This is a genomic window from Mycobacterium sp. PTI7 (assembly GCF_056679845.1).
The window spans coordinates 1,087,105-1,113,844 of record NZ_CM155252.1 but is presented as its reverse complement, the minus strand read 5'-3'; the positions used below and the strand labels follow the sequence as shown (position 1 = coordinate 1,113,844).

Sequence of the window (26,740 nt, the reverse complement as noted above, 5' to 3'; positions counted from 1 at the left end):
GGTGGCGAACGCCTACCCCACCGGGCAGGTCGCGGCGCCCTCGCGCAGCACCGTCGCCGACCGCTGGTCGATCGGCAGCCCGTAGCCACGCAGCACGTCGGCGAACTGCACCGAGTACTGGCACCAGAACACCCGGTTCGGCGGCATCCAGTCGGCGGGCTCGGAGTCGCCCTTGTCCTGGTTCGCCCTGCCCTGCACCGCGATCAGGTTCGCCGGGTCATTGGCGAACCGGACGCGCAGGTCGTCGGGCCAGTCCCGGGCGCCGAGGTCCCAGGCGAGCGCCAGGGGCACCAGGTGGTCGATCTGCACCGACGCGCCGACCTGGTTGCCGCGGGTGAAGTCGACGATCGCGGAGGTGTACGGGTCGTGCAGGATGCCCGTCGCGACGGCCGTCGGACATCTCGTGATCGACACGTAGGTCTTGTCGACGAGGTCGCGCTCGAGGATGTCGTTGCGGGTGTCGCAGCCGTTGTGGCCGCCGGGCGCGGTGGTGTCGTCGGTCCACGACTCGCCGAACGCGGCGCGGCGGTAGTCGTGCGCGCGCACCCGGAACGGGATCTCGGCGACACCGGCGAGGACGTCGACGCCGGGGGCCACGGTCGGCACGTCCGCGCTGGCGGTGAACGGTGCATCGTCGCGGCCCGACGACGTGACCTGCAACGCCACCAGCACGGCCACCAGCACCGCGGCGGCGAGCCCCCAGGTGCGCGTCACGCCTTGTCCAGGTACGTCACGCGCTCCCCCACGACGAACGGCGCCGCGAGGATCTCCATGCCGGCCCGATCGGAGCGGTCGCCGGCCTCGAAGATGGCCTGGGCGTAGTCGCGGGCCGTCTCGATCACGTCGCGATGGTCCTTGAGCGACAGCAACTTCAGCGTGATGGGCCGACCGCTCTGGGACAGGCCGAGCACGTCGCCCTCGCGCCGCTCCTCGAGGTCGAGGTCGGCGAGCCGGAAGCCGTCGAGCGTGGCGGCCACGGCCTTGAGCCGCACCCCCGCCTTGGATCCCTCCGGGAGGTTGGTGGCCAGCAGGCACAGGCTGGGGTGCTCACCGCGCCCGATCCGCCCGCGCAACTGGTGCAGCTGGCTGATGCCGAACCGGTCGGCGTCCATCACCAGCATTACCGTCGCGTTGGGCACGTCGACGCCGACCTCGATCACGGTGGTGCACACCAGGACGTCGATCTCGCCGGCGCGGAACGCCGTCATGATGGCGTCCTTCTCGTCGCCGGACAACCGGCCGTGCATCAGACCCATGCGCAGCCCGCTCAGTTCTCCGGTGCGCAGCCCCTCGTACATCTCGATGACCGTCACCGGCGGCGGTCCCGCGTCGTCGCCCTTGGCGTCCTTGTCGGACTCGTCGATCCGCGAGGCGACGACGTAGGCCTGTCGACCCGCGGCCACCTCCTCGCGGATGCGCTGCCACGCCCGCGGCAACCACGACTTCTGCTCCTGGATGAAGATGGCGCTGGTCGCGATGGGCTGCCTGCCGCGGGGCAGTTCACGCAACTCGGAGGTCGCGAGGTCGCCGTACACGGTGAGTGCCACGGTCCGCGGGATGGGCGTGGCCGTCATCACCAGCAGGTGTGGCACGTAACCGGTTGCCTTGGCGCGCAACTTGTCCCGCTGGTCGACGCCGAACCGGTGCTGCTCGTCGACGACGACGAGGCCCAGGTTGCGGAACTCGACGGTCTTCTGGATCAGCGCGTGCGTGCCGACGACGATGCCCGCTGCGCCGTTGGCGATCTCGTCGCGCACCAGCCGCTTCTCGCTCGCAGTCATGGACCCGGTGAGCAGCGCCACCCGCGTGGCGTGCTCGACGCCGTCGAACTCGCCCGCGCGGGCCAGCGGACCGAGCACGTCACGGATCGACCGGGCATGCTGTGCGGCAAGCACTTCCGTCGGGGCGAGCAGTGCGCACTGGTAGCCGGCGTCGACCATCTGCGCCATCGCGAGCAGCGACACGATGGTCTTGCCCGAGCCGACCTCGCCCTGCAGCATGCGGTGCATCGGAGTGGTCGCGGCGACCTCGGTCCGCAGCACGTCGAGCAGGGTGCGCTGCCCCTCGGTGAGGTCGAACGGAAGTTGTTCGCGCAGTGCGTCGGCGATGCCGCCCGCGATCGGCGGTGCCGGCGGCGCGGCGACGCTGAGCTCACTGTTGCGGCGCGCCACCAACGCCCACTGCAGGCCCATCGCCTCGTCGAACCGCAGCCGCTCGCGGGCCCGGTCGCGCTCGTCGGCGTTCTCCGCCATGTGGATCGCCCGCAGTGCCTCGTCCTCCGACATCAGGTGGTGCCGTCGAATGATCTCCTCCGGCAGCGTCTCGGCCACTGGGTCGAGGACGGCGAGCACCTGGCGGATGCAGGCGTAGACGTCCCAGCTCTGCACCTTGCTGGTCGCCGGGTAGATGGGGAAGAAGTCGCGGTTGAACACGCCGAGATCGATGCCGCCGTCGGCACTGGTGGCGGCGACCATCGACGACAGCGACGCCGTCCCGCCGACCGGCCGGTTGCCGTCGAGGATGAGGAACGCCGGATGCGTCAGCTGCATCTTGTCCCGGAAATAGCCCACCTCGCCGGACACCATCAGCTCCGTGCCCTCGATCAGCGTGCGCTTGAGGTAGTTGACGTTGAAGAACGTCGCGGTGACCGGCCGGTTGCGGAGCGTGATGACGAGGAACTGCTTGCCCTGCTTGGTGCGCCGCAGGTCCGACTTCTTGATCACGTCGATGAACGTGACGTGCTCGCCCAGCTTGGGTGGATCGACGTCGCGGTCCTCGAGCGCGGTGGCGGCCCGGTTGTAGGTCCGTGGGTAGTGCCGCAGGAGGTCGTCGACCGTGACGATGCCGAGGTGCTCCTCGAGCGGCGTGGCCGACTTCGCACCGATCACGTGGATCAGCGAATCCGTGAGCGCGACCACCTCTACTCCACCCCTATCAGCAGCACGTCACCCCGGTGCCCCGTGTGATAGGTGACGAGTTCGGCGCCGAGGTGCTCGCGGCGCACGTGTTCGCGAAGCGCTTCTCCCACAGCGGGTTCCACCCCTTCGCCGGTCAGCACGGTCACGAGTTCGCCGCCCGACAGCAGCAGCAGGTCGATCAGTCCGGCGCCCGCGGCCGTCACGTCGGCGCCGACGATCAGCACCTCGTCTCCGGCGATGCCCAGACCGTTGCCCGGCCGGCACGGGCCGGCCCACGTCAGCGCCTGATCGGTGGCCACCCGTACCGAGCCGTGCCGCGCCCCACCGGCCGCGCGCGCCATCGTGTAGCCGTCGTCGACGGCGGGCCGGGCGGGGTCGTGCACGGCGAGCGCCGCCAGCCCCTGCACCATCGACGCGGCGGGCACGGGCACGACGTCGATGCCGCGGGCCATGGCCGCGGTGCACCCCGCCACCAGTTCCTCGGCCGCCACGTAGCCGTTGGGCAGCACCATGACGTGGCCCGCGCCGGTCGCGACGACGGCGCCGAGGAGGTGCTGGGCCCGCACCGGTTGGTCGCCGTCGAGACACACCACCGCGGCGCCCTCGCCGGCGAAGAGATCGCGGGCGCCGTCGCCGTCGACGATGGCCACCACCGCGCGGTCCCGGCCGGCGTCGTCGGTACCGCCCACCCGTCCGACGGTCAGGGCCGTGATCTGGATGCGGCGCAGCGTCCCGAGTTCGAGGGCCGCCTCGACGGCCGCACCCGCGTCGTCGGCGTGCACGTGCACCGAGTAGTCGGCCGAGCCGTCGGGCGCGCCGACGCCACCCGCGGCGATCACCACCGAGTCGCCGAGCCGTTCGAGCCGGGCCCGCAGGGTGTCGACCTCGGCGGGGTCGCAGCCCTCGAGCAGGTACATCACCTCGAACTGCGGCGGGGTCGCGGTGTGCACCGGACGGTCCAGCGTCGCGGGGTCGTGGCGGCGGCGCTGCGGCGCGGCACCGGTCAAGACGAGGGTCAGCGCGTCGAGCAGCACGAGCAGCCCGCGGCCGCCCGCGTCGACGACGCCGGCCCGGGTCAGCACGTCGAGCTGCTCGCGGGTGTGGTCCAGCGCGGTCTCCGCCGCGTCCGACGCGGCCGCCACGGTGGCGACCAGGTCGGCGTCGGCGGCCTCGGCGGCGCTCGCCGCGGCCTCGAGCACCGACACGATGGTGCCGGGCACGACGTCGCCGACCGACGCGGCGATCAGGCCCACCGCGTGCCGGAGGGCGGCGCCGAACGACGCGGCGTCGATGACACCCGCCCGCTCCTCGGACGCCCGGGCGGTGACCTCGGCGAGCGCGCGCAGGATCTGGGAGAGGATGACGCCCGAGTTGCCGCGGGCGCCGTTCAGCGCACCCTCGAACAGGGCCGCCGACACCGCTGCGACATCGCCGACGTCCGCGGCGTCGGCGCCCGCCACCGCGGAACGCATCGTGAACAGCATGTTCGTGCCGGTATCGGCGTCGGCGACGGGAAAGACGTTGAGACGGTTGATCTCGTCGGCGTGGGCGGCCAAGCCGTCGACGGCCGCGTGCGCCCAGGTCCGAAGGGTGGTCGCGTCGAGCACAGCAGCCATCCCACCTCCAACCGTTCGCGGTGGCCGCTAGCCTAGCCATCCGCGGTGACAGCGAGCTGCGTCGATCACACCTGGGGACGCCATTTTGGCGATAACCGTGGATGTCGGTATTCTGGTCGGGTTGTCGGGTCACCCGCGCCGCGGTCGCTGGCCCCCAGTACTGATTGAGGAGTTTCACACATGGCTGCCGTCTGCGACGTCTGCGGAAAGGGCCCCGGCTTCGGCAAGTCGGTGTCGCACTCCCATCGCCGGACCAGCCGCCGCTGGAATCCGAACATCCAGATGGTGCGCTCTGCCGACCGCCCGGGTGGCAACAAGAAGCGCGTCAACGCCTGCACGTCCTGCATCAAGGCCGGCAAGGTCGTCCGGGGCTAAGCCCCACACACCTCTCACCGAGACTGCGGTGGGATCGCGTCGGTTCGCCGATCCGCGATCTCCCCGCAGTTTCGGCGTCTCTGGGGCCAGGCGTATCTAGGGCCCGCTAGGGCAGCCGCCAGTCGACGGGCTCGGCGCCCAACTCGGCGAGCAGCTCGTTGGCCCGGCTGAACGGCCGCGAGCCGAAGAATCCCCGCGACGCCGACAGTGGCGACGGGTGCACCGACTCAATGGTCCGGCAGTGGTCGCCGGTGAGCATCGGCTTGAGCGTCGCCGCGTCGCGGCCCCACAGCACCGCCACCAGCGGCTGGGGTCGCTCCACCAGCGCGCGGATGGCGCGTTCGGTCACCGCCTCCCAGCCCTTGCCGCGGTGTGACGCCGGGGTGCCGGGCCGCACCGTCAGCACCCTGTTGAGCAGCATGACGCCGCGTTGCGACCACGGCGTCAGGTCACCGCTGCTGGGCTGCGGGTGACCCAGGTCGGTGGCGTACTCCTTGAAGATGTTGTCCAGGCTGCGGGGTACCGGCCGCACGTCGGGCGCCACCGAGAAGCTGAGGCCGACGGCGTGCCCCGGCGTCGGGTACGGATCCTGCCCGACGATGAGGACGCGCACCTCGTCGAACGGAAACGTGAACGCCCGCAACACGTTCTCCCCGGCGGGCAGGTACCGCTCACCGCCCGCGATCTCGGCGCGCAGGAACTCCCCCATCGCGCCGACCTGCTCGGTGACGGGTTCCAGTGCGCGGGCCCAGCCCGCCTCGACGATCTCGGTCAGTGGGCGCGCGGTCATGGTGGGTCAACCTATCGGCGGACGCCCACGCCCGGCCCCGGAGGGGTCAGTACGACTGCCAGCCCGCACTGCCGCGCCAGGGTTCACCGTCGACGAGCACCCCTGCGGGCCCGTCGACGACCGACCCGATGCGGCGCCATCCCGGCGGTGGCGGTCCGGGGAACGTGGCCACCAGCGCGTGGTCCTCGCCGCCGCCCAGCACCCAGTCCCACGGGTTGCCTCCGGTGGCCTCGGCGGCCGCGGCGACGACGTCGCGATCGGCCAGGAGTGCCGACGTCGACAGTTCGACGGTCACCCCGGATGCGGCGGCCACGTGCCCCAGGTCGGCGACCAGACCGTCGGAGACGTCGGTCATCGCGGTGGCTCCCGCATCGGCGGCGCGGCGCCCGGAGCCGTAGGGCACCTCGGGCACCAGGTGTCTGCGGCGCAGGTCGCCGAACCGCCGAACGTCGTTGAGCCACAACGCGTATCCGGCGGCCGAGGTGCCGAGGTCGCCGATCACGGCGACGACGTCACCGGGCCGGGCACCCGACAGCAGCACCGGCGCGCGGCCGCCGAGATCGCCGAGCACGGTCACCGACACCACCCACTGCGGCGCGGCCACCAGGTCGCCGCCGACGATGCCCGCGCCGGTCCGCGCGGCCTCGGACCACATGCCGTCCGACAGCGCCGTCGCCGCGTCGGCAGCGGTGTCGCCGGGTGCGCCGAAGCCGACCACGTAGGCGGTGGGCGTCGCACCCATGGCCTCGACGTCGGCGGCGTTCTGGGCGATCGCCTTGCGGCCCACGTCGTGCGGGGTCGACCAGTCCAGCCGGAAGTGCCTGCCCTCGACGAGCATGTCCGTGGACACGACCGTCCGGCCATCGGGGGCGATCACCACGGCGGCGTCGTCGCCCGGGCCCACCTCCACGATCCCGGGTTGCGTCCGGCCGGCGACGAGTTCGTCGATGACGGCGAACTCGCCGAGCCCGGCCAGCGTCGGTTGCTCGCGGTCCGCCATCGCCACCGTGCTCCTCGTCCGGGCGCCTGCTCGTCCCCTGAACACCGGCGCGACCTGCGGTACCTTTGTCCCCTGCGGCGCAGGGTCTGTGCAGCGCAGAGTCTATGCAGCGCTCAGTCCGCGCAGCGAGAGGGAGGACACACCGGGTGGTCGAGGCGTTCATGCTGATTCAGACCGAGGTGGGCCGCGCCGAGGTCGTCGCCGAGCACCTCGCGACGCTGCCCGGAGTGCTGTCCGCGGAATACGTCACGGGCCCGTACGACGTCGTCGTCCGCGTCGGGGCCACCAGCCTCGAGGACCTGACGTCCGGCGTGGTCCCCAGCGTGCAGCAAGCGAGCGGGATCACCCGCACGCTGACCTGTCCCGTCGCCGAGGCGGGCCGGCCCTAAAGTCACTCCCGTGACCGATGCCGAACCCGACGGGCCACCCCGCAGTCTCCTGATCGCCGCGCTCGCGGTGGCGGCCCTCGCCGTCGTGGGGCTCCTCGCCGTCGCGGCCGTACGCCACACCCCCGAGCAACCACGTCCCGTCGCCGTCGCCTCGATACCGGCGCCGCAGGCCGAGGGCGACGGGTGCCGGGCGCTGGCCGACGTCCTGCCCGCCGAGCTGGGTGACTTCCGCCGCGCCGAACTCGCCGATCCCGCGCCCGCGGGGGCGGCGGCGTGGCAGGCCGAGGGCCAGCCCGACGCCGTGATCCTGCGCTGCGGTCTCGAGCGGCCGGTGGACTTCGTGGCCGGCGCACCCGTCCAGGTGGTCGATCAGGTCAGCTGGTTCCGGATCGCCGACGTGGGCCGCAGCACGTGGATCACCGTGGACCGGCCGAGCTACGTCGCGCTGACGCTGCCCGACGGGACGGGGCCCACCCCCATTCAATCGATCTCGACGGCCGTCGCGCAGGCGATGCCAGCGGTGCCGCCGAGCCCCGGTCCGCCGCGCTAGCGCAGGCCGGTACCGCGGGCGACCGCCGTCTCGACCATGGTGGCCAGCAGTGCCGGGTACTCGACGCCGCTCGCGGCCCACATCCGGGGATACATCGAGATGGTGGTGAAGCCCGGCATCGTGTTGATCTCGTTGATCACCGGGCCGTCGTCGGTGAGGAAGAAGTCGACGCGGGCGAGGCCCTGACCGTCGATCGCCCGGAACGCGCGGATCGCGAGTCGGCGGATCTCGTCGGCGATCTCGTCGTCCACCTTGGCGGGGACGTCGAGTTCCGCGGCGTCGTCGAGGTACTTGGTCTCGAAGTCGTAGAAGCCGTCCTCGCGGCCCCGGACCCCGGCCACGCGGATCTCGCCGAGCGTGCTGGCCTCGATGGACCCGTCCGGGAACTCCAGGACGCCGCATTCGACCTCGCGTCCGGGGACGGCGGCCTCGACGATCACCTTGGGATCGTGCCTGCGGGCGTTGTCGATCGCCTGCGGCAGCTGGTCCCAGGCCGTGACGCGGCTGACGCCGATCGACGATCCGCCGCGGGCGGGCTTCACGAACACCGGCAGCCCGAGCCGCTCGCGATCGTCGAGCGTCAGGGTGGGCTCGCCGGGACGCAGCACCACCTGGTCGCCGATCGGCAACCCCTCGGCCGCAAGCAGTTTCTTGGTGTACTCCTTGTCCATGCCCGCCGCGCTCGCGAGCACGCCGGCCCCGACGTAGGGCACGCCGGCCAGTTCGAGCAGGCCCTGGATGGTGCCGTCCTCGCCGTACGGGCCGTGCAGCACCGGGAACACGACGTCCACCGAGGCCAACGTCTCCCCCGCGCCGCGGCCCAGGGAGAGCAGCTGGCCGCGCCGCGCGGGATCGGCGGCGAGCGCCAGCGCGGTGCCGGAGTCGGCGCTCACGGTAGGCAGCCGCCCGTCGGTGATGGCGAGGGTCTCGGGCCGTCCGTCGGTGAGCACCCAGGAGCCCTCGGGCGTGATGCCGACGGCCACCACGTCGAAGCGTTCGGGGTCGAGGTTGCGCAGGATGCTGCCTGCGGACACGCAGGAGATCGCGTGCTCTGAGCTGCGTCCGCCGTAGACGACGGCGACGCGGATGCGGGCAGTCACAACCTGCAGAGGCTACCGTCCCCGGTCCGCCCGGGCGTCACCCGGCGAGTGCGCGCTCGATGTCGGTCAGCACGTCGTCGGTGTCCTCGATGCCCATCGACAGGCGCGCGAAGCCCGGCGAGACGGGGTCGCCCCAGCGGGCGCGGCGGTCCACCGAGGTGTGGATGCCACCGAAGCTGGTGGCCGCGACCAGCAGCGCGCTGCGCTCCACGAGGGCGTGCACGGCGGCGGCGTCGGCCAGTTCGATGCTGAGCAGTCCGCCGAACCGGCGCATCTGCGCGGCGGCGAGGTCGTGGGCGGGATCGTCGGGCAGGCCGGGATAGCGCACGGAGAGAACGGCGGGATGGGCGCGCAGCATCAGTGCCGCCGCCATCGCGTTCTGGCACTGCCGTTCGAAGCGCAGTCCGGCACTGCCGATGCTGCGCAGCGCCAGCCACGCCTCGAGGGGGCCGAGGACGGCACCGGACAGCAGGCGCTCGCGCTCGACCGCGGCCATCAGGTCACCGCGGCTGCCCGCGACGTATCCGGCGAGCAGGTCGCTGTGACCGGACAGCGCCTTGGTCGCACTCGCGACCACGAGGTCGGCCCCGAGGGACAGCGGCCGCTGCCCGAACGGCGTCGGGGTCGTGTTGTCGACCACCAGCACGGCGCCACGACGGCGGCACACCGTCCCCAGCCGGTGCAGGTCCACGACGTCGAGCGTGGGGTTGACCGGCGATTCGGCCATTACGACGTCGGCGGTCTCGGCTGCCGCGCACATGTCGCGCGCGTCGGCCTCGATGACCGTGATGCCCAGTGGGGCAAGTCTTTCGGCGGCGTACCGGCGCACCTGGTAGTAGCCGTCGGCGGGCACCAGCAGCGTCGTGCCGGGGCCGACCAGCACCCGCAGCGTCGACGTGATGGCGGCCATGCCGGAGCCGAAGGCGAGCGCCGCGGTGGCGCCCTCGAGGTCGGCCAGCGCCGACTCCAGGTGACGCCACGTCGGATTCGAGGCGCGACCGTAGGTGTCGAGACCGGCGTCCTCGTCGCTCGACAGGTGGTAGGCCGCGGCGGGCACCGGCGGCGGGGTGACCGGTGCACCCGGTTCTGCGGCGGCGCCGGCGGCGGTCACGCTGCGGGTCGAGTCACCGTACTGACCGTCCACGATTCCTCTACTCCGACTTGGTGCTGCGCCCGAGCAGCAGGGCCACGGCGGATTCGACCGACAGTCCCCGGTGGCAGACCCGGTTCACGGCGTCGGTCAGCGGCATCTCGACGTCGTAACTCGATGCGAGCGCGAGCACCGACTGCGACGACGTGACGCCCTCGGCGACGTGGCCGCCCGTCGCGGCGAGCGCGGTGGCCATGTTGCTGCCCTTGCCGAGTCGCTCACCGAAGGCCCGGTTGCGCGAGTGCGGCGAGGTGCAGGTCGCCACCAGGTCCCCCACTCCGGCCAGCCCGGCGAGCGTCGCGCCCTTGGCGCCCAACGCGATCCCCAGCCGCATGATCTCGGCGAGCCCACGCGTGATGATCGCCGCGGCGGTGTTCTCGCCGAGCCCCACACCCGCGGCCATCCCGCAGGCCAGCGCGATGACGTTCTTGCACGCGCCACCGATCTCGGCGCCGACGACGTCGGAGTTGGTGTACGGCCGGAAGTATCCGGTGGAGAACGCGCGCTGCAGTGCGACGGCGCGGCCGGAGTCCGAACACGCCACGACGGTGGCCGCGGGCTGCTCGTCGACGATCTCGCTCGCCAGGTTGGGTCCGGTCAGCACGGCGATGCGCGACGGGTTGACGCCGGTGACCTGTTCGACGACCTGGGTCATCCGCAGCAGCGTGTTCAGCTCGATGCCCTTGGCGACGTTGACCAGGGTCGCGTCGCCGCCGAGGTGCGGTACCCACGTCTCGAGGTTGGTGCGCAATGTCTGCGACGGCACCGCCATCAGCACGGTGCACGCGCCGGACAACGCCTCGGCCGGATCGCTGGTGGCGCGGATCGACGACGGCAGCGCGGCGTCACCCACGTAGCCCACGTTGCGGTGCGTCTCGTTGATCTCGTCTGCCAGGTCCGGTCGACGGGTCCACAGCGTCACGTCGTTGCCCGCGTCGGCGAGCACCTTCGCCAACGCCGTGCCCCAGGCACCGGCACCCATCACGGCCGCATCCACCACGGGAATGAATCTAGCCTGTCGGGGCATTGCTCTACGGGTGACACCGATCGCCGCCGTACTGGCAGGATGGCAGGCATGAGCGGCTCCTCGGCCCGCACGTCGACCGACGTCGGGCTGATCATTGCCGTGAAGCGGCTGTCCGCGGCCAAGACGCGGCTCGCGCCCGCGTTCACGGTTCGGGGCCGGGCGGCACTGGTCCTGGCCATGCTGACCGACACCATCATCGCCGCATCGGCGGTGCCCGCGATCTCGACGATCACGGTGGTGACCCCGGACGAGGTGGCTGCCGAGGCCGCGCGCCGCTTCGGTGCACGCGTGCTCGTCGATCCGACGCCCGCCGGGCACCTCGACCCCCTCAACGCGGCGCTGACGGCCGCCGAGGCTGCGGTAGGTGAACATTCGCTGAACGTCGCGGTGCTCCAGGGGGATCTGCCCGCCCTGCAGTCCCGTGAGCTGGCACAGGCGGTCTCCGCGGCACGGGCGCACCCGCGCAGCTTCGTCGGCGACCGGCACGGCAGCGGCACCGTCGCGCTGTTCGCCTTCGGAGTGCCGCTCGAACCCCGATTCGGCCCGAATTCCGCACGCCGACACAAGGATTCGGGTGCGGTAGCGCTCACGCGCGAGTGGCCGGGGCTGCGGTGCGACATCGACACCCCCGACGACCTGTCGGCCGCCCTGCAGCTCGGCGTCGGCACCACGACCAAGCGGACGGTGGCCGATCTGGAGGTACCCGGCGTCGATCGATGACGTCCACCACCTAGCCCCCGGGTCCGGCGATGAGGGATGATCGTCGGGTGACCGAAGCCGAGACTCGAACGACCGATGCCGAGTGGACGACGTCGAACGCGGCGCCCGAGGCGCCACCGGCCACCACCAGCGACACCGCAGACGAGGGCGCGGACAAGCCCGAACCGCTGCCCGACGACCGGTACCTCAACCGCGAACTGAGCTGGCTGGACTTCAACGCCCGCGTGCTGGCACTGGCCGCCGACCCGTCGCTCCCGCTGCTCGAGCGGGCCAAGTTCCTCGCGATCTTCGCGTCGAACCTCGACGAGTTCTACATGGTCCGCGTCGCCGGTCTGAAGCGCCGCGACGAGATGGGCCTGTCGGTGCGCTCCGCCGACGGACTGTCTCCCCGCGAGCAGCTGCGCCGCATCGGCGAGCGCACCCAGCAGATCGCGACCCGGCACGCCACCGTGTTCGGCGAACTGATCCGCCCGGCGCTCGCCGAGCAGGGCGTCGTCATCGTCACGTGGAGCGAACTCGAGGAGCAGGAGCGCGACCGACTCTCCACCTACTTCCACGAGCAGGTCTTCCCGGTCCTCACTCCGCTGGCCGTGGATCCGGCGCACCCGTTCCCGTTCGTGAGCGGGTTGAGCCTCAACCTCGCGATCACCATCCGGCTGCCCGACGACGGCACGCAGCACTTCGCCCGAATCAAGGTGCCCGACAACGTCGGACGGTTCGTCGAACTGCCGCCCCGCGACGGCGACGGCTCGACCCGCTTCCTCCCCATGGAGGAGTTGATCTCCGCCTTCCTCACCGTGCTCTTCCCCGGCCTCGAGATCGTGGAGCACCACGCCTTCCGGATCACCCGCAACGCCGACTTCGAGGTCGAGGAAGACCGCGACGAGGATCTGCTGCAGGCGCTCGAGCGGGAGTTGGCCCGCCGACGCTTCGGATCACCGGTGCGCCTCGAGATCGCCGGCGACATGACCGAGAACATGCTCGAGCTGCTGCTGCGCGAACTCGACGTGCATCCCGGCGACGTCATCGACGTGCCGGGCCTGCTCGACCTCTCGTCGCTGTGGCAGATCTACGGCGTCGACCGCCCGGAACTCAAGGACCCGCCGTTCGTGCCCGCCACGCCACCGGCTTTCGGCGAGCGCGAGACGCCCAAGAGCATCTTCTCCACCCTGCGCGACGGCGACGTCCTGGTGCACCACCCCTACGACTCGTTCTCGACGACGGTGCAGCGCTTCATCGAACAGGCGGCCGCCGACCCGAACGTGCTGGCCATCAAGCAGACGCTGTACCGCACGTCGGGTGACTCGCCGATCGTCAACGCGCTCATCGACGCCGCCGAGGCGGGCAAGCAGGTCGTGGCCCTCGTCGAGATCAAGGCCCGCTTCGACGAGCAGGCCAACATCAAGTGGGCGCGTGCACTCGAGCAGGCGGGCGTGCACGTGGTGTACGGCCTCATCGGGCTCAAGACGCACTGCAAGACGTGTCTGGTGGTGCGCCGCGAGGGTTCGGCGATCCGCCGCTACTGCCACATCGGCACGGGCAACTACAACCCCAAGACCGCGCGTCTCTACGAGGACGTGGGCCTGCTCACCGCCTCCCCCGACATCGGTGCCGACCTCACCGACCTGTTCAACTCGCTGACGGGTTACTCCCGCAAGGTGTCCTACCGCAACCTGCTGGTGGCGCCGCACGGCGTGCGCCGCGGCATCGTCGAGCGGATCGACCGGGAGATCGCCGCCCACCGCGAGGGCGCGGAGTCCGGCATCCGCGTGAAGGCCAACGCGCTGGTCGACGAGCAGGTCATCGACGCGCTGTACCGGGCGTCGCAGGCGGGCGTGCGGGTCGAGGTCGTGGTCCGCGGGATCTGCGCGCTGCGCCCGGGTGCCCCGGGGTTCAGCGAGAACATCGTGGTGCGTTCGATTCTCGGCCGATTCCTTGAGCACTCGCGAATCATTCACTTCCGCGCCATCGACGAGTTCTGGATCGGCAGTGCCGACATGATGCATCGTAATCTCGACCGCCGTGTCGAGGTGATGGCACAGGTCAAGGATCGACGGCTGGCCGGTCAGCTCAACGACGTGTTCGACTCGGCCCTGGACCCGTCCACGAGGTGTTGGGAGTTGAGCGCCGACGGTCACTGGACGGCGCTGCCACACGCGGGTGAGACGGTTCGCGACCACCAGGTGTCCCTGATGGAGAAGCACCGACACCCCTAGGACACCGTCCTTCCGCCGCGCCCTCGCGGGCCCGACAATGACGTGCAGGAGTAGAGGTGTCGAAGAAGGGTCCGGGTGCGCCCAAGACGGTGCTCGCCGCGGGAGCGGTGCTGTGGCGTGCCGGTGACGGCGGGGCGGTGGAGGTCGCGCTCGTCCATCGACCGCGGTACGACGATTGGTCACTGCCCAAGGGCAAGCTCGATCCCGGTGAGACCGAACCCGTTGCCGCGGTGCGGGAGGTCCAGGAGGAGACCGGCTTCGCCGCCGAACTCGGCAGGCGGCTGACGGCGGTGAGCTACCCGATCGAGCACGGCACCAAGAAGGTGACGTACTGGGCCGCCCGGGCGATCGGCGGGGAGTTCGCGCCGAACTCGGAGGTCGACGAACTGCAGTGGCTGCCGATTCCGGTGGCGATGAAGCGGCTGCAGTACGCGGCAGACCGGAAGGTGCTGCGCCGCTTCGCCAAGTACGAGGCCAAGAACGCGGTCGACACCACGACGGTGCTGGTGGTGCGCCACGCCGTCGCCGGCAGCAAGTCGCGCTACAAGGGCGACGACCGGGCCCGGCCGCTGGACAAGAAGGGCCGTGCGCAGGCCGAGTCACTGGTGGGGCTGCTGCTCGCGTTCGGCGCCACCGATCTCTACGCGGCGCCGCGCGCCCGCTGCCATCAGACCCTCGAACCGTTGGCCGAGGAACTGGGCGTGGCGATCGGCGACGAGCCCACGCTCACCGAGGAGGCCTACGCCGACGATCGCGCCGCGGGTCGCGAGCGCTTCGACGACATCACCCGGTCGGACGGTACGCCCGTGATCTGTACGCAGGGCAAGGTGATTCCCGACCTCATCGCCTGGTGGTGCGACCGTGACGGGGTGAAGCCGGACAAGTCGAGGAACCGCAAGGGCAGCACCTGGGTGCTGTCCGTGGTCGACGGAGTCCTGGTGTCCGCCGATCACATCGGCAGCCCGCTCGCCCTCGACTGACGGGCCGGACCCCTCACACGCAGACGCGCCGCGGATCGAGTGATCCACGGCGCGTCCCCTGCTCGCAGCGAGTGCGGGCAGTACCTCTGATCTAGCGGCGGCCCTTCTTGGCCGGTGCCTTCTTGGCAGCCGGTGCCTTCTTGGCCGGAGCCTTGGTCGCGGCCTTCTTGGCAGCAGGTGCAGCAGCCTTCTTGGCGGCGGGCGCCTTCTTGGCCGGGGTGGCGGCCTTCTTCGCAGGCGTAGCAGCCTTCTTGGCGGGGGTCGCAGCCTTCTTCGCAGGCGTAGCAGCCTTCTTGGCCGGGGTCGCAGCCTTCTTCGCAGGCGTAGCAGCCTTCTTGGCCGGGGTCGCAGCCTTCTTGGCAGGTGCGGCCGCCTTCTTGGCGGGAGCCGCGGCCTTCTTCGCAGGCGCGGCAGCCTTCTTGGCCGGTGCGGCCTTCTTGACGGCGGCCTTCTTGACCGCGGTCTTGCGAGCCGGCGCGGCGGTGGCGCCACGCTTCACGGCGGGGCCGTCGGACGGGAGCTTCTGCGCGCCAGACACAACCGCCTTGAACTGTGCGCCGGGCCGGAACGCCGGAACCGACGTCGGCTTGACCTTGACGGTCTCACCGGTACGCGGGTTGCGGGCGACACGTGCCGCGCGGCGACGCTGTTCGAAGACGCCGAACCCGGTGATCGTGACGCTGTCGCCCTTGTGGACGGCACGCACGATCGTGTCGACGACGTTTTCTACCGCGGCAGTTGCCTGCCGGCGGTCGGTGCCCAACTTGTCCGTGAGGACATCGATGAGCTCTGCCTTGTTCATGCAAAACCTCCGGAGCCAGTGGTCCATCTTGGACCGACTAGTGCCCACGGTAAACCCTCGTGCAGCAGATATCCAAGAGCCACGCCGAATTTCAGACGTAGCTGGCACCCCATTCGGCAATCCGATTGCCCCACATGGGCTGTGGTACGCCAGTCCTAGAACTGGTTGCGGAGAGCCCTTTTCGGCCCCCCGACGACGCCGGCTCAGACCTCTAGCGTGCGTGGTTTCCAGCTCGGACGAGACGCCTCGAAGGTCGAGATCTCCTCCTGTTTGCGCAGCGTAAGGCCTATATCGTCCAGGCCCTCGAGCAGTCGCCACGCGGTGTAGTCGTCAATCGTGAACGGCACCATGACCGTTCCTGCGGTGATCGTCTTATCCCGAAGGTTCACAGTCAGTTCCAGCCCGGGACTCTGCTCGATCAACTTCCACAGCAGTTCCACATCATCGTGATTCACTTCGGCGGCCAACAGGCCCGCCTTGCCCGCGTTGCCGCGGAAGATGTCGGCGAAGCGCGACGAGATGACGACCCGGAAGCCGAAGTCCATCAGCGCCCAGACGGCGTGCTCGCGCGACGATCCGGTACCGAAGTCGGGGCCGGCCACCAACACCGAGCCGGCGTCGAACGGCGGGAGGTTGAGGACGAACGACGGGTCGTTGCGCCACGCGGCGAACAGACCGTCCTCGAAACCCGTTCGGGTGACCCGCTTGAGGTAGACGGCCGGGATGATCTGGTCGGTGTCGACGTTGGACCGTCGCAGCGGCACGCCGATTCCGGTGTGGGTGTGGAACGCATCCATGGGGTACTCCTAGCTGTTCGCGGCGGCGGGAAGATCGGCGGGTGAGGAGAGGGTGCCGCGCACGGCGGTCGCCGCGGCGACCGCGGGCGAGACCAGGTGCGTGCGACCGCCCTTGCCCTGCCTGCCCTCGAAGTTCCGGTTGGAGGTCGAGGCGCACCGCTCCCCGGGGGCCAGTTGGTCGGGGTTCATCCCGAGGCACATCGAGCAGCCGGCCTGCCGCCACTCGGCGCCGGCAGCGGCGAAGATCTCGCCCAGGCCCTCGGATTCGGCCTGCGCGCGCACCCGCATGGATCCGGGGACCACCAGCATGCGGACGCCATCGGCGACCTTGCGGCCGCGGAGGACGTCGGCGACCACCCGCAGGTCCTCGATGCGGCCGTTGGTGCACGACCCGACGAACACCGTGTCGACCGAGACCTCGCGCATCGGCGTCCCGGCGCGAAGATCCATGTAGGTCAACGCCTTCTCGGCCGACTGCTTCTGGTCGTCGTCGAGCAGCGATTCGGGATCGGGCACCGCGCCGGCCAGTGGCACGCCCTGACCGGGGTTCGTCCCCCACGTCACGAAGGGGCTCAGGCTCGCGGCGTCGATGTGGACCTCGGTGTCGAATCGGGCGCCCTCGTCGGTGTTCAGCGCACGCCACGCCTCGACCGCCGCGTCCCAGTCCGCGCCCGTCGGTGCGTGGGGGCGGCCGCGCAGGTACTCGAACGTCGTCTCGTCCGGGCCGACCATGCCCGCGCGCGCACCCGCCTCGATGCTCATGTTGCAGATCGTCATGCGACCTTCCATCGACAGCGATTCGATGGCGCTGCCGCGGTATTCGATGACGTGCCCCTGGCCGCCGCCCGTGCCGATCTTCGCGATGACCGCCAGGATGACGTCCTTGGCGCTGACGCCCTCGGGCAGGACGCCGTCGACGTTGACCGCCATGGTCTTGAACGGGCGCAACGGAAGGGTCTGCGTCGCAAGGACGTGCTCCACCTCGGAGGTGCCGATCCCCATCGCCAGCGCGCCGAACGCACCGTGCGTCGAGGTGTGGCTGTCGCCGCACACCACCGTGGTGCCGGGCTGCGTCAGGCCGAGCTGCGGGCCGATGATGTGCACGATGCCCTGCTCGACGTCGCCCATGGGGTGCAGCCGGATGCCGAATTCCGCGCAGTTGCGCCGCAACGTGTCGACCTGGGTCCGCGACACCAGATCGGCGATCGGCTTGTCGATGTCGATCGTCGGCACGTTGTGGTCCTCGGTGGCGATCGTGAGATCGGGCCTGCGCACGGGACGGCCGGCGAGGCGCAGCCCGTCGAACGCCTGCGGACTGGTCACCTCGTGGACGAGGTGCAGGTCGATGTAGATGAGGTCGGGTTCGCGCGATCCGCCCTCACCGCCGCCTTCGACGACGACGTGGTCGGCCCACACCTTCTCCGCCATCGTGCGTGGCCGGGCATCCGCGTGGGTGGTGCTGGTGACTGTCATGGAATTCGATTCCTCCGAACCGTCCGCAGAGGGCGCTGCGGATATCGAGCTGGTATCTCAGTATGCGGGAAGCTAGTATCTCCCTGTGAGACAGGATAGCGGCATCGGAGTCCTCGACAAAGCCGTGGGGGTCCTGCACTCGGTGGCCGAGTCACCGTGCGGCCTGGCCGAACTGTGCGAGCGCACGGGCCTCCCCCGCGCCACCGCCCACCGCCTCGCCGCGGGTCTCGAGACGCACCGCCTGCTGGCCCGCGACGCCGAGGGACGCTGGCGGTTGGGCCCGGGACTCACCGAGCTGGCCGGGCACGTCAACGACCCGCTGCTGGCCGCGGGGACCGTGGTGCTGCCCAGGCTTCGGGAGATCACCGGCGAGAGCGTCCAGCTCTACCGCCGGGAGGGGACGTCCCGCGTGTGCGTCGCCGCCCTCGAACCGCCTGCGGGCCTTCGCGACACCGTGCCCGTGGGCACCAGGCTGCCGATGACGGCGGGCTCCGGCGCGAAGGTCCTCCTGGCGTTCAGCGACGTCGCCACGCAGCAGGCGGTGCTCCCCCATGCCTCGTTCACCGACCGCACGCTCGCCGAGGTCCGCAAGCGTGGGTGGGCGCAGAGCGCCGCCGAACGCGAAGCGGGTGTGGCGAGTGTCTCGGCGCCGGTGCGCGACGGGCGTGGCGCCGTGATCGCCGCGGTGTCGGTGTCGGGGCCCATCGACCGGATGGGCCGCAGGCCCGGGGCCAGGTGGGCGTCGGATCTGCTGGCGGCCTCCGACGCCCTCACCCGCAGGCTCTGAACCGGGCGGCAGTCGCGCCGACGAGAAAGGCGCCCGCTCCGTCGTCAGGACGGATCAGGCGCCTTCTGTGTTGTACCCCCGATGGGATTCGAACCCACGCTACCGCCGTGAGAGGGCGGCGTCCTAGGCCGCTAGACGACGGGGGCTAGAACATTCTGCGACGGTCAGCATAGCTCAGGCGCGATGGCCGACCTAATCACCACGGTGCCCGGAATTCGTTCACCGCAATGGCTGGGGTACCAGGACTCGAACCTAGAATGGCGGTACCAGAAACCGCTGTGTTGCCAATTACACCATACCCCACTGGCTGCCCATCACCGCTGGTCACGGGCCTGTTCCGCGTCGGGAGCGCTCCGACTTCCGTCGATTCGCGCCGTTCACGGGCCGACGAGCAGACTACCAAACATTCAGCGCACGTTTTTCACACCCCGGGCACGCCACCCGTCACCCGGCCGCCTGGGCGTGGTCACGGCCGGCACGCAGCCTGGTCAGGCTGCGATCGCGGCCCAGCAGTTCGAGCGACTCGAACAGTGGCGGGCTGATGGACGACCCGGTGGCGGCGACCCGGATCGGACCGAACGCCTTCCGCGGCTTCAACTCCAGACCGTCGATCAGCGCGACCTTCAGCGCGTCCTCGATCGCCGGCGTCGCCCACTCCCCCACGGCCTCGAGGGCCGCCACGGCGGCGTCGAGCACCGGCACCGCGTCCGGCTTCAGCTCCTTGCCTGCGGCCTTGTCGTCGAGGGCGAAGGACCGCTCGTCGAAGAACTTGACCAGATCCCACGCGTCACCGAGCACGACGATGCGGGTCTGGACGAGTGCGGCCATCTCGGCGAAGCCGTCGTCGTCGAGTCCGGTGTCGTGTCCGTGCGCGACGAAGTAGTCGCGCAGGCGCGCGGTGAACTCGGGCACCGACAGTCGACGGATGTGCTCGGCGTTGATGGCGTCGGCCTTCTTCTGATCGAAGCGCGCCGGATTGGAATTCACGTCGCGGACGTCGAAGGCGGCCACCATCTCGTCGAGGCTGAACAGGTCGTGATCGTCGGCGATGCCCCAGCCGAGCAGGGCGAGGTAGTTCAGCAGCCCCTCGGGCAGGAAGCCACGATCGCGGTGCAGGAACAGGTTCGACTGCGGATCGCGCTTGGACAGCTTCTTGTTGCCGTCGCCGAGCACGCTGGGCAGGTGCGCGAACTCGGGCACCCGCTCGGCCACCCCGATCCGGATGAGCGCCTGGTACAGCGCGATCTGCCGCGGCGTCGAGGGCATGATGTCCTCGCCGCGCAGCACGTGGGTGATCCGCATCAGCGCGTCGTCGACCGGGTTGACCAGTGTGTAGAGGGGATCACCGGTGGCGCGGGTGATCGCGAAGTCGGGCACCGAGCCCGCGGGGAAGCTGACCGGTCCGCGGACCAGGTCGGTCCAGCCGAGATCCTCGTCGGGCATCCGCAGGCGCAGCACGGGCTTGCGGCCCTCGGCGGCGAACGCGGCCCGCTGCTCGTCGGTGAGGGTGCGGTCGTGATTGTCGTAGCCCAGCTTCGGATTCCGGCCCGCGGCGACGTGGCGCGCCTCCACCTCCTCGGCGGTGGAGTACGCCTCGTAGACCTCGCCGGCCTCGAGCAGGCGGGCGATCACGTCGCGGTAGATCTCGCCGCGCTGCGACTGCCGGTACGGCTCGTAGGGGCCGCCCACCTCGGGCCCCTCGTCCCAGTCGAGACCCAGCCAGCGGAGCGCGTCGAGGATCGCCGCGTAGCTCTCGGCGCTGTCCCGGGCGGCGTCGGTGTCCTCGATGCGGAAGACGAAGCGGCCGCCGGTGTGGCGGGCGTAGGCCCAGTTGAACAGCGCGGTGCGCACCAACCCGACGTGCGGGGTGCCGGTGGGCGACGGGCAGAACCGTACGCGGACGTCCGTGTCGGCCATCACTTGGCCTTGCGCACAACGGGATTGGAGAGGGTGCCAATGCCCTCGACGGTGATGCTCACGGTGTCGCCGTCCTCGATCGGGCCGACGCCCTCGGGGGTTCCGGTCAGGATGAGGTCACCGGGCAGCAGGGTCATCACCGCGGAGGCCCACTCGATGATCGCGCCGACGTCGTGGATCATCAGCGACGTCCGGCTGTGCTGGCGCACCTCGCCGTTGACCTCGGTCCGCAGGTCCAGGTCGAAGGGGTCGACGTCGGTGTCGATCCACGGTCCGACCGGACAGAACGTGTCGTGGCCCTTGGCCCGCATCCACTGGCCGTCCTTCTTCTGCTGATCGCGGGCCGAGACGTCGTTGGCGATCGTGTAGCCCAGGATGTTCTCGGCCGCGCGGGCAGCGGGAACGTCCTTGCAGGGCCGCCCGATCACGATGGCCAGTTCGCCCTCGTGGTGCACGGGATGGGCGTCGGCAGGCAGCTGGATCGGCACGTTGGGGCCGACGATCGCGGTGTTCGGCTTGAGGAAGATCACGGGATCCTCGGGGGCGACGCCGCCCATCTCCGCGGCGTGGGCCGCGTAGTTCTTGCCCATGCAGATCACCTTGCTCGCGAGGATCGGTGCGAGCAGCCGGACGTCGGCGAGCGGCCACGTCCGGCCGGTGAACTCGGGCGTCCCGAAGGGGTGTTCGGCTATCTCGCGGACCGTGGCGCGCGCGGCGCTCTCGGGCGTGGAGACGTCTCCTTCGATGGTGACGAAGGCGACACCGTCGGGGCTGGCGATTCGACCTAGGCGCATTCGACCAGCCTAGTGGCCTCGGCCGCGCCGGGACCGAGGGGCCCGACATGACCGCCATCTCACATGTCGGGACGACTGTTCAGCATCCTGAGACGGGCGTGGAACGATGGCGGAATGGTCACGGTCTCGATCGGCACCGCGCGGCGGTGGTCGATGTTGGCGATCGCGCTGATCGCCACCCTCTTCGCCAACGTGTTCATCAACGGCGTCGCGTTCCTCATCCCGACCCTGCACACAGACCTGGGACTCGACCTGGCCCAGGCGGGTCTGATGTCGTCGCTGCCGAGCTTCGGCATGGTGGTCACGCTCATCGCCTGGGGCTGGATCGTCGACCGCGTCGGCGAGCGGTTCGTGCTGACCGTCGGTTCCGCGCTCACCGCGGCCGCGGGGTTCGCGGCCGCTGCGGCGGACTCGCTGCCCACCATCGGCGTGTTCCTGTTCCTGGGCGGAATGGCCGCCGCCAGTAGCAACGTCGCCAGCGGACGCCTCGTCGTCGGCTGGTTCCCGCCGCATCGGCGCGGTCTGGTGATGGGTATCCGCCAGACCGCACAACCGCTGGGCGTCGGACTCGGCGCCCTCGTCATCCCCCGCCTGGCCGAGCAGCACGGCATCGGTGGCGCACTGCTGTTCCCGGCGGCCGTGTGCGCGGCGGCCGCCGTGGTCAGCCTGGTCGGCGTGCTCGATCCGCCGCGCCCGACCCGCGCCGAGGCACCCGCCGCGGACCTCGCCAATCCGTACCGGGGTTCGTCGGCGCTGTGGCGGATCCATGCCGTCTCCGTGCTCCTCGTCGTCCCGCAGTCGGTGGTGTGGACGTTCGCCCTGGTGTGGCTGATCACCGACGGCGGGTGGTCGGCCGGCTCGGCCGGCGTGATCGTCACGTGCGCACAGGTTCTCGGCGCGGCCGGCCGGATCGCGGCCGGACGGTGGTCGGACGCGGTGGGCTCCCGGCTGCGCCCGGTGCGCATCATCGCCGTCGGCGCCGCCATCGCGATGGCGGCGCTGGCGCTCACCGACGTGGTCGACTCACCGCTGAGCATCGTCGCGCTGGCCGTGGCGTCGATGGTCACGGTGTCCGACAACGGATTGGCCTTCACCGCGATCGCCGAGATCTCGGGCCCGTTCTGGAGTGGGCGCGCACTGGGGATGCAGAACACCAGCCAGCTCTTCACCACCGGTGTCGTGCCACCGGTGTTCGGGGCGCTGATCGCCGCGACGGGTTACCCGGTCGCCTGGGCGGTGTGCGCCGTGCTGCCACTGCTGGCCGCGCCGCTGGTCCCGGTCGACGCCGATCCGTTGCGCGCCGCCGGCGACTAGGAGCGCGCCCCGGGAAGCGGTAGCAGCGCTGCGACGAGGAAGCAGAGTGCGCCGACGAACGTCCCGGCGCCCGCGACGGCGGGGTCGACCGTCGCACCGGCCGCGGTGACGAAGGCGGCGAGCGCGCTCACCCCGAACGCGACGCAGCCCCCCAGGTTGATCCACGCCGCCTGCCAGTCCACCGATCTCGGCGCCCAGCGCCCGGAGGCCACGGTGGTCGCCAGGACCGCCAGGACGCCACTCGCCAGGAACGCGACCGATCCGGTGGCATCCGGAGCCCACACCAGATCGCGCTCGGAGAGGGCGGCACGCGCCCAGACCGACGCCCCGGTGCTGACGTTGAACAGCACGGTCCCACCGAACTGCGTTGCCGCCGAATACCATTCGAGACTGCCCTCGGGACCCGACCGGACCAGCTGGATCCACGCGGCGCAGGTGAACCACCACGATCCGACGAAGCACAGCGCGTTGGCCGCCATCGCCGACGCCGGCAACCCCGGCACCGTCGCCACCGCGAAGAACGTCGAACCCACGACGAACGCCCAGCACTGGTGGCTGAGCGTCACGGCGTCGCGCAGGCGGCTCACTCGCGGTCTGCCTCGAGGTTCTCCGCGCAGCGGGTCAGCAGCTCGGCCAACTGTTCGCGGGCGTCGTCGGTGAGCCCCTCGACCATCGACTCCTCGACGCGCAGCACCGCATCGTGACCGGCAGCGAGACGCGTCCGTCCGGCGGCGGTCAGTGCCAGCGCCGTGGCCCGGCCGCGGGTCGGGGCGGCGTTGCGCACCAGACCCTCCGCGCGGAGTCCCGCGAGGACGTCCTGCAGCGACTGGCGCGTCACGAAGCACAGTCGGGCGAGTTCGGACGCCGACGCGTCGGGGTGGTCGGCGAGCGCCCGAAGCGCGGTGTACTGCGCCATGGAGAGGCCGGTGGGCCGCAGACCGGCGTCGCACCGCCGCCGCAGCGACTGCTGCACGCGCTTGATCAGATAACCGGCACCGGCTTCGACGTCCCCGTTCCGCATGACAGGAACCTTACATTGCGCTACCGTGGCATGTAAGGAACCTGACAAAGGAGATTCATGTCGACCATCACGCCGCACGCCGGGTACGCCACCCTCATCAACGTCTTCACCGTCCGACCGGACCGCGCCCACGAGTTGGCCGCTCTGCTCGTCGAGGCCACCGAGGAGGTGATGCAGCACGTCCCGGGCTTCATCTCGGCCAACATCCACGTCAGCACGGACGGCACGCGGGTGGTCAACTACGCGCAGTGGCAGACCGCGGACGCGTTCGTCGCCATGCAGTCGGACCCTGCCGCACAGGTGCACATGCGTGCCGCCGCGGAGGTGGCCGAGGGATTCGATCCGCACCTCTACACCGTCGAATCGGTGCACGAACGGGCCTGATCAGCTCCCGAGCAGGCCGACGATCCGGTCGCCCACCGCCGACGTCGACAGCGCGTCGTCGCCGCGGGTGGCGAGGTGCTCGGCGACGGCACGGTCCACCCGGGCAGCCGCCTCGTCCTCGCCGACGTGCGCCAGCAGCAGCGCCACCGACATGATCGCGGCGGTCGGATCCGCGATGCCCTGCCCGGCGATGTCGGGCGCACTGCCGTGCACCGGTTCGAACATCGACGGATTGGTACGCGTGGCGTCGATGTTGCCGCTGGCCGCCAGGCCGATGCCACCGGACACCGCCGCGGCGAGGTCGGTGATGATGTCGCCGAACAGGTTGTCGGTGACGATCACGTCGAACCGGCCCGGGTCGGTGACCATGTGGATGGTCGCGGCGTCGATGTGCTGGTAGGCCACCTCGACGTCGGGGTACTCGCGGCCGACCTCGGCCACGATGCGCGACCACAGCGTGCCCGCGAACGTCAGGACGTTGGTCTTGTGCACCAGGGTGAGGTGCTTGCGGCGCTTGTCGGCCCGCGCGAACGCGTCCCGCACCACCCGCTCCACCCCGAAGGCAGTGTTCAGGCTGACCTCGGTGGCCACCTCGTGCGGAGTGTCCTTGCGGATGGCGCCACCGGTGCCGGTGTAGGGCCCCTCGGTGCCCTCGCGCACCACCACGAAGTCGATCGACGGGTTGCCCGACAGCGGGCTCTCGACGCCGGGCTGCAGCCGCGACGGGCGCAGGTTGACGTGGTGGTCGAGCTGGAAGCGCAGCGTCAGCAGCAGTCCGCGCTCGAGCACGCCGCTGGGCACCGACGGGTCGCCGATGGCGCCGAGCAGGATCGCGTCGTGGGTCCTGAGTTCGTCGACCATGCCGTCGGGCAGCGTCTCCCCCGTCGCGTGGTAGCGGCGGGCACCCAGGTCGTACTCGGTGCGCTCGACGCCGGGCAGCACCACGTCGAGCACCTTGAGTGCCTCGGCGATGACCTCCGGACCGATGCCGTCGCCGGCGATGACGGCGAGCTTGCTCAGCGACGCGCTCACGACAGGTCCACCAGTTCCAGCGTCACGGCGTCGACGTCGCGGCCGATCGACTCCTGGACCTCGGGGGGCACCCGGCGGTCCAGCCGCAGCATGATCGTCGCGCCGTCGCCGTCGTGGTCCTGGCTCAGCTGCGCGGCGAGGATGTTCACTCCGGCGGCGCCCAGCAGGGTGCCGATCTTGCCCAGCGCGCCGGGCTGGTCGTTGTAGTTGACGATGAGGTTGTCGCCCTCGGCACGCAGATCGAGGTTGCGGCCGTTGATCTGGACGATCTTCTCGACCTGCTGCGGCCCGGACAGGGTGCCGGCCACGTTCACGGTCGAACCGTCGGCGGCGACCGCGCGCACGTCGACGACGCTGCGGTGGTTGGGGCTCTCCGACTCGGTGTCGATGGTGGCCTCGACGCCACGCTCGGCGGCGAGCGCGGGCGCGTTGACGAACGTGACCTGGTCCTCGATGACGGCCGAGAACAGCCCGCGCAGCGCCGAGAGCCGCAGCACCTCGACCTGCTCGGAGGCCAGCTCGCCGCGCACCTGCACGCAGAGGTTGGTGGGCAGCTCCGCCGACAGCGCGCCGACCAGCAGACCGAGCTTGCGCACCAGGTCGAGCCAGGGCGCGACCTCCTCGCCAACCACGCCGCCGCCCACGTTCACCGCGTCGGGGACGAACTCCCCGGCGAGCGCCAGCCGGACGCTGGCCGCGACGTCGGTGCCCGCGCGGTCCTGCGCCTCGGCCGTCGACGCGCCGAGGTGCGGGGTGACGACGACCTCGGGCAGTTCGAACAGCGGGCTGTCCGTGCAGGGTTCGGTGGAGAAGACGTCGAGACCGGCGCCGCGCACGTGTCCGCTCGTGATCGCGTCCGCGAGGGCCTGCTCGTCGATCAGTCCGCCACGGGCGGCGTTGACGATGATGACGCCCGGCTTGGTCTTCGCGAGCGCCTCGGTGTTGATGAGGCCCGCGGTCTCCTTGGTCTTGGGCAGGTGCACGGAGATGAAGTCGGCGCGGCCCAGCAGTTCGTCGAGCGTCAGCAGCTCGATGCCGAGCTGCGCGGCGCGCGCCTGCGACACGTAGGGGTCGTAGGCGGTGATGTGCGCGCCGAACGCGGCCAGGCGCTGCGCGACGAGCTGTCCGATCCGGCCCAGCCCCACCACGCCGACGGTCTTGCCGAAGATCTCGGTGCCCGAGAAGGACGAGCGCTTCCACGTGTGGGCGCGCAGCGTCGCGTCGGCCGCGGGGATCTGGCGGGCCGTCGACAGCAGCAGCGCCAGCGCATGCTCCGCGGCACTGTGGATGTTCGACGTCGGTGCGTTGACCACCAGCACGCCGCGGGCGGTGGCGGCGTCCACGTCGACGTTGTCCAGGCCGACACCGGCGCGGGCGACGATCTTCAGCTTGGGCGCGGCCGCGAGGACCTCGGCGTCGACGGTCGTCGCCGAACGCACCAGCAGTGCGTCGGCCTCGGGGACGGCGGCCAGCAGCTTGGGCCGGTCCGGGCCGTCCACCCAGCGGACTTCTACCTGGTCACCGAGTGCGGCGACGGTGGATTCGGCCAGTTTGTCGGCGATCAACACCACGGGGAGACTCACGCGGT

At 70.8% G+C, this 26,740-nt stretch carries 26 protein-coding genes and 2 tRNA genes; 9 read left to right on the top strand and 19 right to left on the bottom strand.

The features are described from left to right. Positions 1-12: 12 nt before the first annotated feature. From AC1MEY_RS05400 to AC1MEY_RS05390, 3 genes are read right to left on the bottom strand one after another with little or no spacing between them, the layout of a single operon-like run. Positions 13-714, bottom strand: a complete 702-nt coding sequence (locus tag AC1MEY_RS05400) for an HNH endonuclease family protein (protein WP_480229683.1) — start codon at positions 712-714, stop codon at positions 13-15. Further along, positions 711-2,918 carry an ATP-dependent DNA helicase RecG gene (gene recG, locus AC1MEY_RS05395; RefSeq protein WP_480229682.1) on the bottom strand — a complete coding sequence of 736 codons (2,208 nt, stop codon included), beginning with the start codon at positions 2,916-2,918 and terminating at the stop codon, positions 711-713. Before recG ends, AC1MEY_RS05400 begins: the two co-directional genes overlap by 4 nt. Before the next feature lie 2 nt (positions 2,919-2,920). Continuing rightward, a complete protein-coding gene (locus AC1MEY_RS05390) occupies positions 2,921-4,534 on the bottom strand; it encodes a DAK2 domain-containing protein (protein WP_480229681.1) in 1,614 nt (537 codons plus the stop codon). Between the two features lie 180 nt (positions 4,535-4,714). Between AC1MEY_RS05390 and rpmB the strand changes: the two genes are divergently transcribed. Further along, positions 4,715-4,909, top strand: coding sequence for a 50S ribosomal protein L28 (gene rpmB / locus AC1MEY_RS05385; RefSeq protein WP_480229680.1), 195 nt, complete (start codon positions 4,715-4,717; stop codon positions 4,907-4,909). A 106-nt stretch (positions 4,910-5,015) separates the two neighbouring features. On the opposite strand, the gene AC1MEY_RS05380 is transcribed toward rpmB, so the two are convergent. After that, complete coding sequence (locus tag AC1MEY_RS05380) at positions 5,016-5,699, bottom strand: uracil-DNA glycosylase (protein WP_480229679.1); 684 nt, start codon at positions 5,697-5,699, stop codon at positions 5,016-5,018. Positions 5,700-5,745: 46 nt separating this feature from the next. Next, complete coding sequence (locus tag AC1MEY_RS05375) at positions 5,746-6,699, bottom strand: thiamine-phosphate kinase (RefSeq protein ID WP_480229678.1); 954 nt, start codon at positions 6,697-6,699, stop codon at positions 5,746-5,748. Between the two features lie 146 nt (positions 6,700-6,845). On the opposite strand from AC1MEY_RS05375, the gene AC1MEY_RS05370 reads away from it, so the two are divergent. Continuing rightward, positions 6,846-7,088: an Lrp/AsnC ligand binding domain-containing protein gene (locus tag AC1MEY_RS05370; RefSeq protein ID WP_480229677.1), complete on the top strand. Its 243-nt coding sequence runs from the start codon at positions 6,846-6,848 to the stop codon at positions 7,086-7,088. Between the two features lie 10 nt (positions 7,089-7,098). Beyond that, entirely contained in the window at positions 7,099-7,638 is a 540-nt protein-coding gene (locus tag AC1MEY_RS05365) for a DUF3515 domain-containing protein (RefSeq protein WP_480229676.1), read from the top strand. On the opposite strand, the gene AC1MEY_RS05360 is transcribed toward AC1MEY_RS05365, so the two are convergent. From AC1MEY_RS05360 to AC1MEY_RS05350, 3 genes are read right to left on the bottom strand one after another with little or no spacing between them, the layout of a single operon-like run. Beyond that, positions 7,635-8,738: a D-alanine--D-alanine ligase family protein gene (locus AC1MEY_RS05360; RefSeq protein WP_480229675.1), complete on the bottom strand. Its 1,104-nt coding sequence runs from the start codon at positions 8,736-8,738 to the stop codon at positions 7,635-7,637. The two genes, AC1MEY_RS05365 and AC1MEY_RS05360, sit on opposite strands and share 4 nt — an antisense overlap. Before the next feature lie 37 nt (positions 8,739-8,775). Further along, complete coding sequence (locus AC1MEY_RS05355; protein WP_480229674.1) at positions 8,776-9,882, bottom strand: cystathionine gamma-lyase; 1,107 nt, start codon at positions 9,880-9,882, stop codon at positions 8,776-8,778. A 7-nt stretch (positions 9,883-9,889) separates the two neighbouring features. Next, positions 9,890-10,870, bottom strand: coding sequence for an NAD(P)H-dependent glycerol-3-phosphate dehydrogenase (locus tag AC1MEY_RS05350; protein ID WP_480231312.1), 981 nt, complete (start codon positions 10,868-10,870; stop codon positions 9,890-9,892). Between the two features lie 93 nt (positions 10,871-10,963). Here AC1MEY_RS05350 and cofC point away from each other — a divergent pair, with 93 nt between their 5' ends. Genes cofC through mutT1 form a run of 3 tightly spaced genes read left to right on the top strand, consistent with a single transcriptional unit; the run spans position 10,964 to position 14,831 of the window. Then, complete coding sequence (cofC, locus tag AC1MEY_RS05345) at positions 10,964-11,635, top strand: 2-phospho-L-lactate guanylyltransferase (protein ID WP_480229673.1); 672 nt, start codon at positions 10,964-10,966, stop codon at positions 11,633-11,635. Positions 11,636-11,664: 29 nt separating this feature from the next. Beyond that, entirely contained in the window at positions 11,665-13,851 is a 2,187-nt protein-coding gene (locus AC1MEY_RS05340) for an RNA degradosome polyphosphate kinase (RefSeq protein WP_480229672.1), read from the top strand. Between the two features lie 56 nt (positions 13,852-13,907). Next, the gene (gene mutT1 / locus AC1MEY_RS05335) at positions 13,908-14,831 is read left to right on the top strand and encodes an 8-oxo-(d)GTP phosphatase MutT1 (RefSeq protein WP_480229671.1); all 924 of its coding nucleotides are present in this window, start codon (positions 13,908-13,910) and stop codon (positions 14,829-14,831) included. 91 nt (positions 14,832-14,922) lie between these two features. Here the strand turns inward: mutT1 and AC1MEY_RS05330 are convergent, their stop codons facing one another. The 3 genes from AC1MEY_RS05330 to leuC form a co-directional block, all read right to left on the bottom strand. Next, positions 14,923-15,633: an HU family DNA-binding protein gene (locus tag AC1MEY_RS05330; protein WP_480229670.1), complete on the bottom strand. Its 711-nt coding sequence runs from the start codon at positions 15,631-15,633 to the stop codon at positions 14,923-14,925. A 203-nt stretch (positions 15,634-15,836) separates the two neighbouring features. Next, positions 15,837-16,430: a 3-isopropylmalate dehydratase small subunit gene (gene leuD, locus AC1MEY_RS05325; RefSeq protein WP_480229669.1), complete on the bottom strand. Its 594-nt coding sequence runs from the start codon at positions 16,428-16,430 to the stop codon at positions 15,837-15,839. Between the two features lie 9 nt (positions 16,431-16,439). Then, positions 16,440-17,903, bottom strand: coding sequence for a 3-isopropylmalate dehydratase large subunit (leuC, locus tag AC1MEY_RS05320; protein ID WP_480229668.1), 1,464 nt, complete (start codon positions 17,901-17,903; stop codon positions 16,440-16,442). Positions 17,904-17,988: 85 nt separating this feature from the next. Between leuC and AC1MEY_RS05315 the strand changes: the two genes are divergently transcribed. After that, the gene (locus AC1MEY_RS05315; RefSeq protein WP_480229667.1) at positions 17,989-18,690 is read left to right on the top strand and encodes an IclR family transcriptional regulator; all 702 of its coding nucleotides are present in this window, start codon (positions 17,989-17,991) and stop codon (positions 18,688-18,690) included. A 73-nt stretch (positions 18,691-18,763) separates the two neighbouring features. On the opposite strand, the gene AC1MEY_RS05310 is transcribed toward AC1MEY_RS05315, so the two are convergent. The 4 genes from AC1MEY_RS05310 to AC1MEY_RS05295 all read right to left on the bottom strand — a co-directional run bounded on the left by AC1MEY_RS05310 (position 18,764) and on the right by AC1MEY_RS05295 (position 21,401). Then, positions 18,764-18,836, bottom strand: a tRNA-Glu gene (locus tag AC1MEY_RS05310). A gap of 82 nt (positions 18,837-18,918) precedes the next feature. Beyond that, positions 18,919-18,993 (bottom strand) — tRNA-Gln (locus AC1MEY_RS05305). A 141-nt stretch (positions 18,994-19,134) separates the two neighbouring features. Then, positions 19,135-20,607, bottom strand: coding sequence for a glutamate--tRNA ligase (gltX, locus tag AC1MEY_RS05300; RefSeq protein WP_480229666.1), 1,473 nt, complete (start codon positions 20,605-20,607; stop codon positions 19,135-19,137). Then, positions 20,607-21,401, bottom strand: coding sequence for a fumarylacetoacetate hydrolase family protein (locus tag AC1MEY_RS05295; protein WP_480229665.1), 795 nt, complete (start codon positions 21,399-21,401; stop codon positions 20,607-20,609). Before AC1MEY_RS05295 ends, gltX begins: the two co-directional genes overlap by 1 nt. 114 nt (positions 21,402-21,515) lie before the next feature. Between AC1MEY_RS05295 and AC1MEY_RS05290 the strand changes: the two genes are divergently transcribed. After that, on the top strand, positions 21,516-22,715 hold the full coding sequence (locus tag AC1MEY_RS05290) for an MFS transporter (protein ID WP_480229664.1): 1,200 nt from the start codon (positions 21,516-21,518) through the stop codon (positions 22,713-22,715). Here the strand turns inward: AC1MEY_RS05290 and AC1MEY_RS05285 are convergent. Beyond that, positions 22,712-23,293, bottom strand: a complete 582-nt coding sequence (locus tag AC1MEY_RS05285; protein WP_480231311.1) for a hypothetical protein — start codon at positions 23,291-23,293, stop codon at positions 22,712-22,714. The two genes, AC1MEY_RS05290 and AC1MEY_RS05285, sit on opposite strands and share 4 nt — an antisense overlap. 5 nt (positions 23,294-23,298) lie before the next feature. Then, positions 23,299-23,736: a MarR family winged helix-turn-helix transcriptional regulator gene (locus AC1MEY_RS05280; RefSeq protein WP_480229663.1), complete on the bottom strand. Its 438-nt coding sequence runs from the start codon at positions 23,734-23,736 to the stop codon at positions 23,299-23,301. Between the two features lie 57 nt (positions 23,737-23,793). On the opposite strand from AC1MEY_RS05280, the gene AC1MEY_RS05275 reads away from it, so the two are divergent. Beyond that, positions 23,794-24,120 carry an antibiotic biosynthesis monooxygenase family protein gene (locus tag AC1MEY_RS05275; protein WP_480229662.1) on the top strand — a complete coding sequence of 109 codons (327 nt, stop codon included), beginning with the start codon at positions 23,794-23,796 and terminating at the stop codon, positions 24,118-24,120. On the opposite strand, the gene AC1MEY_RS05270 is transcribed toward AC1MEY_RS05275, so the two are convergent. Beyond that, on the bottom strand, positions 24,121-25,140 hold the full coding sequence (locus tag AC1MEY_RS05270) for a 3-isopropylmalate dehydrogenase (protein ID WP_480231310.1): 1,020 nt from the start codon (positions 25,138-25,140) through the stop codon (positions 24,121-24,123). An 8-nt stretch (positions 25,141-25,148) separates the two neighbouring features. Then, a complete protein-coding gene (gene serA / locus AC1MEY_RS05265) occupies positions 25,149-26,735 on the bottom strand; it encodes a phosphoglycerate dehydrogenase (protein WP_480229661.1) in 1,587 nt (528 codons plus the stop codon). Positions 26,736-26,740 lie beyond the last annotated feature (5 nt).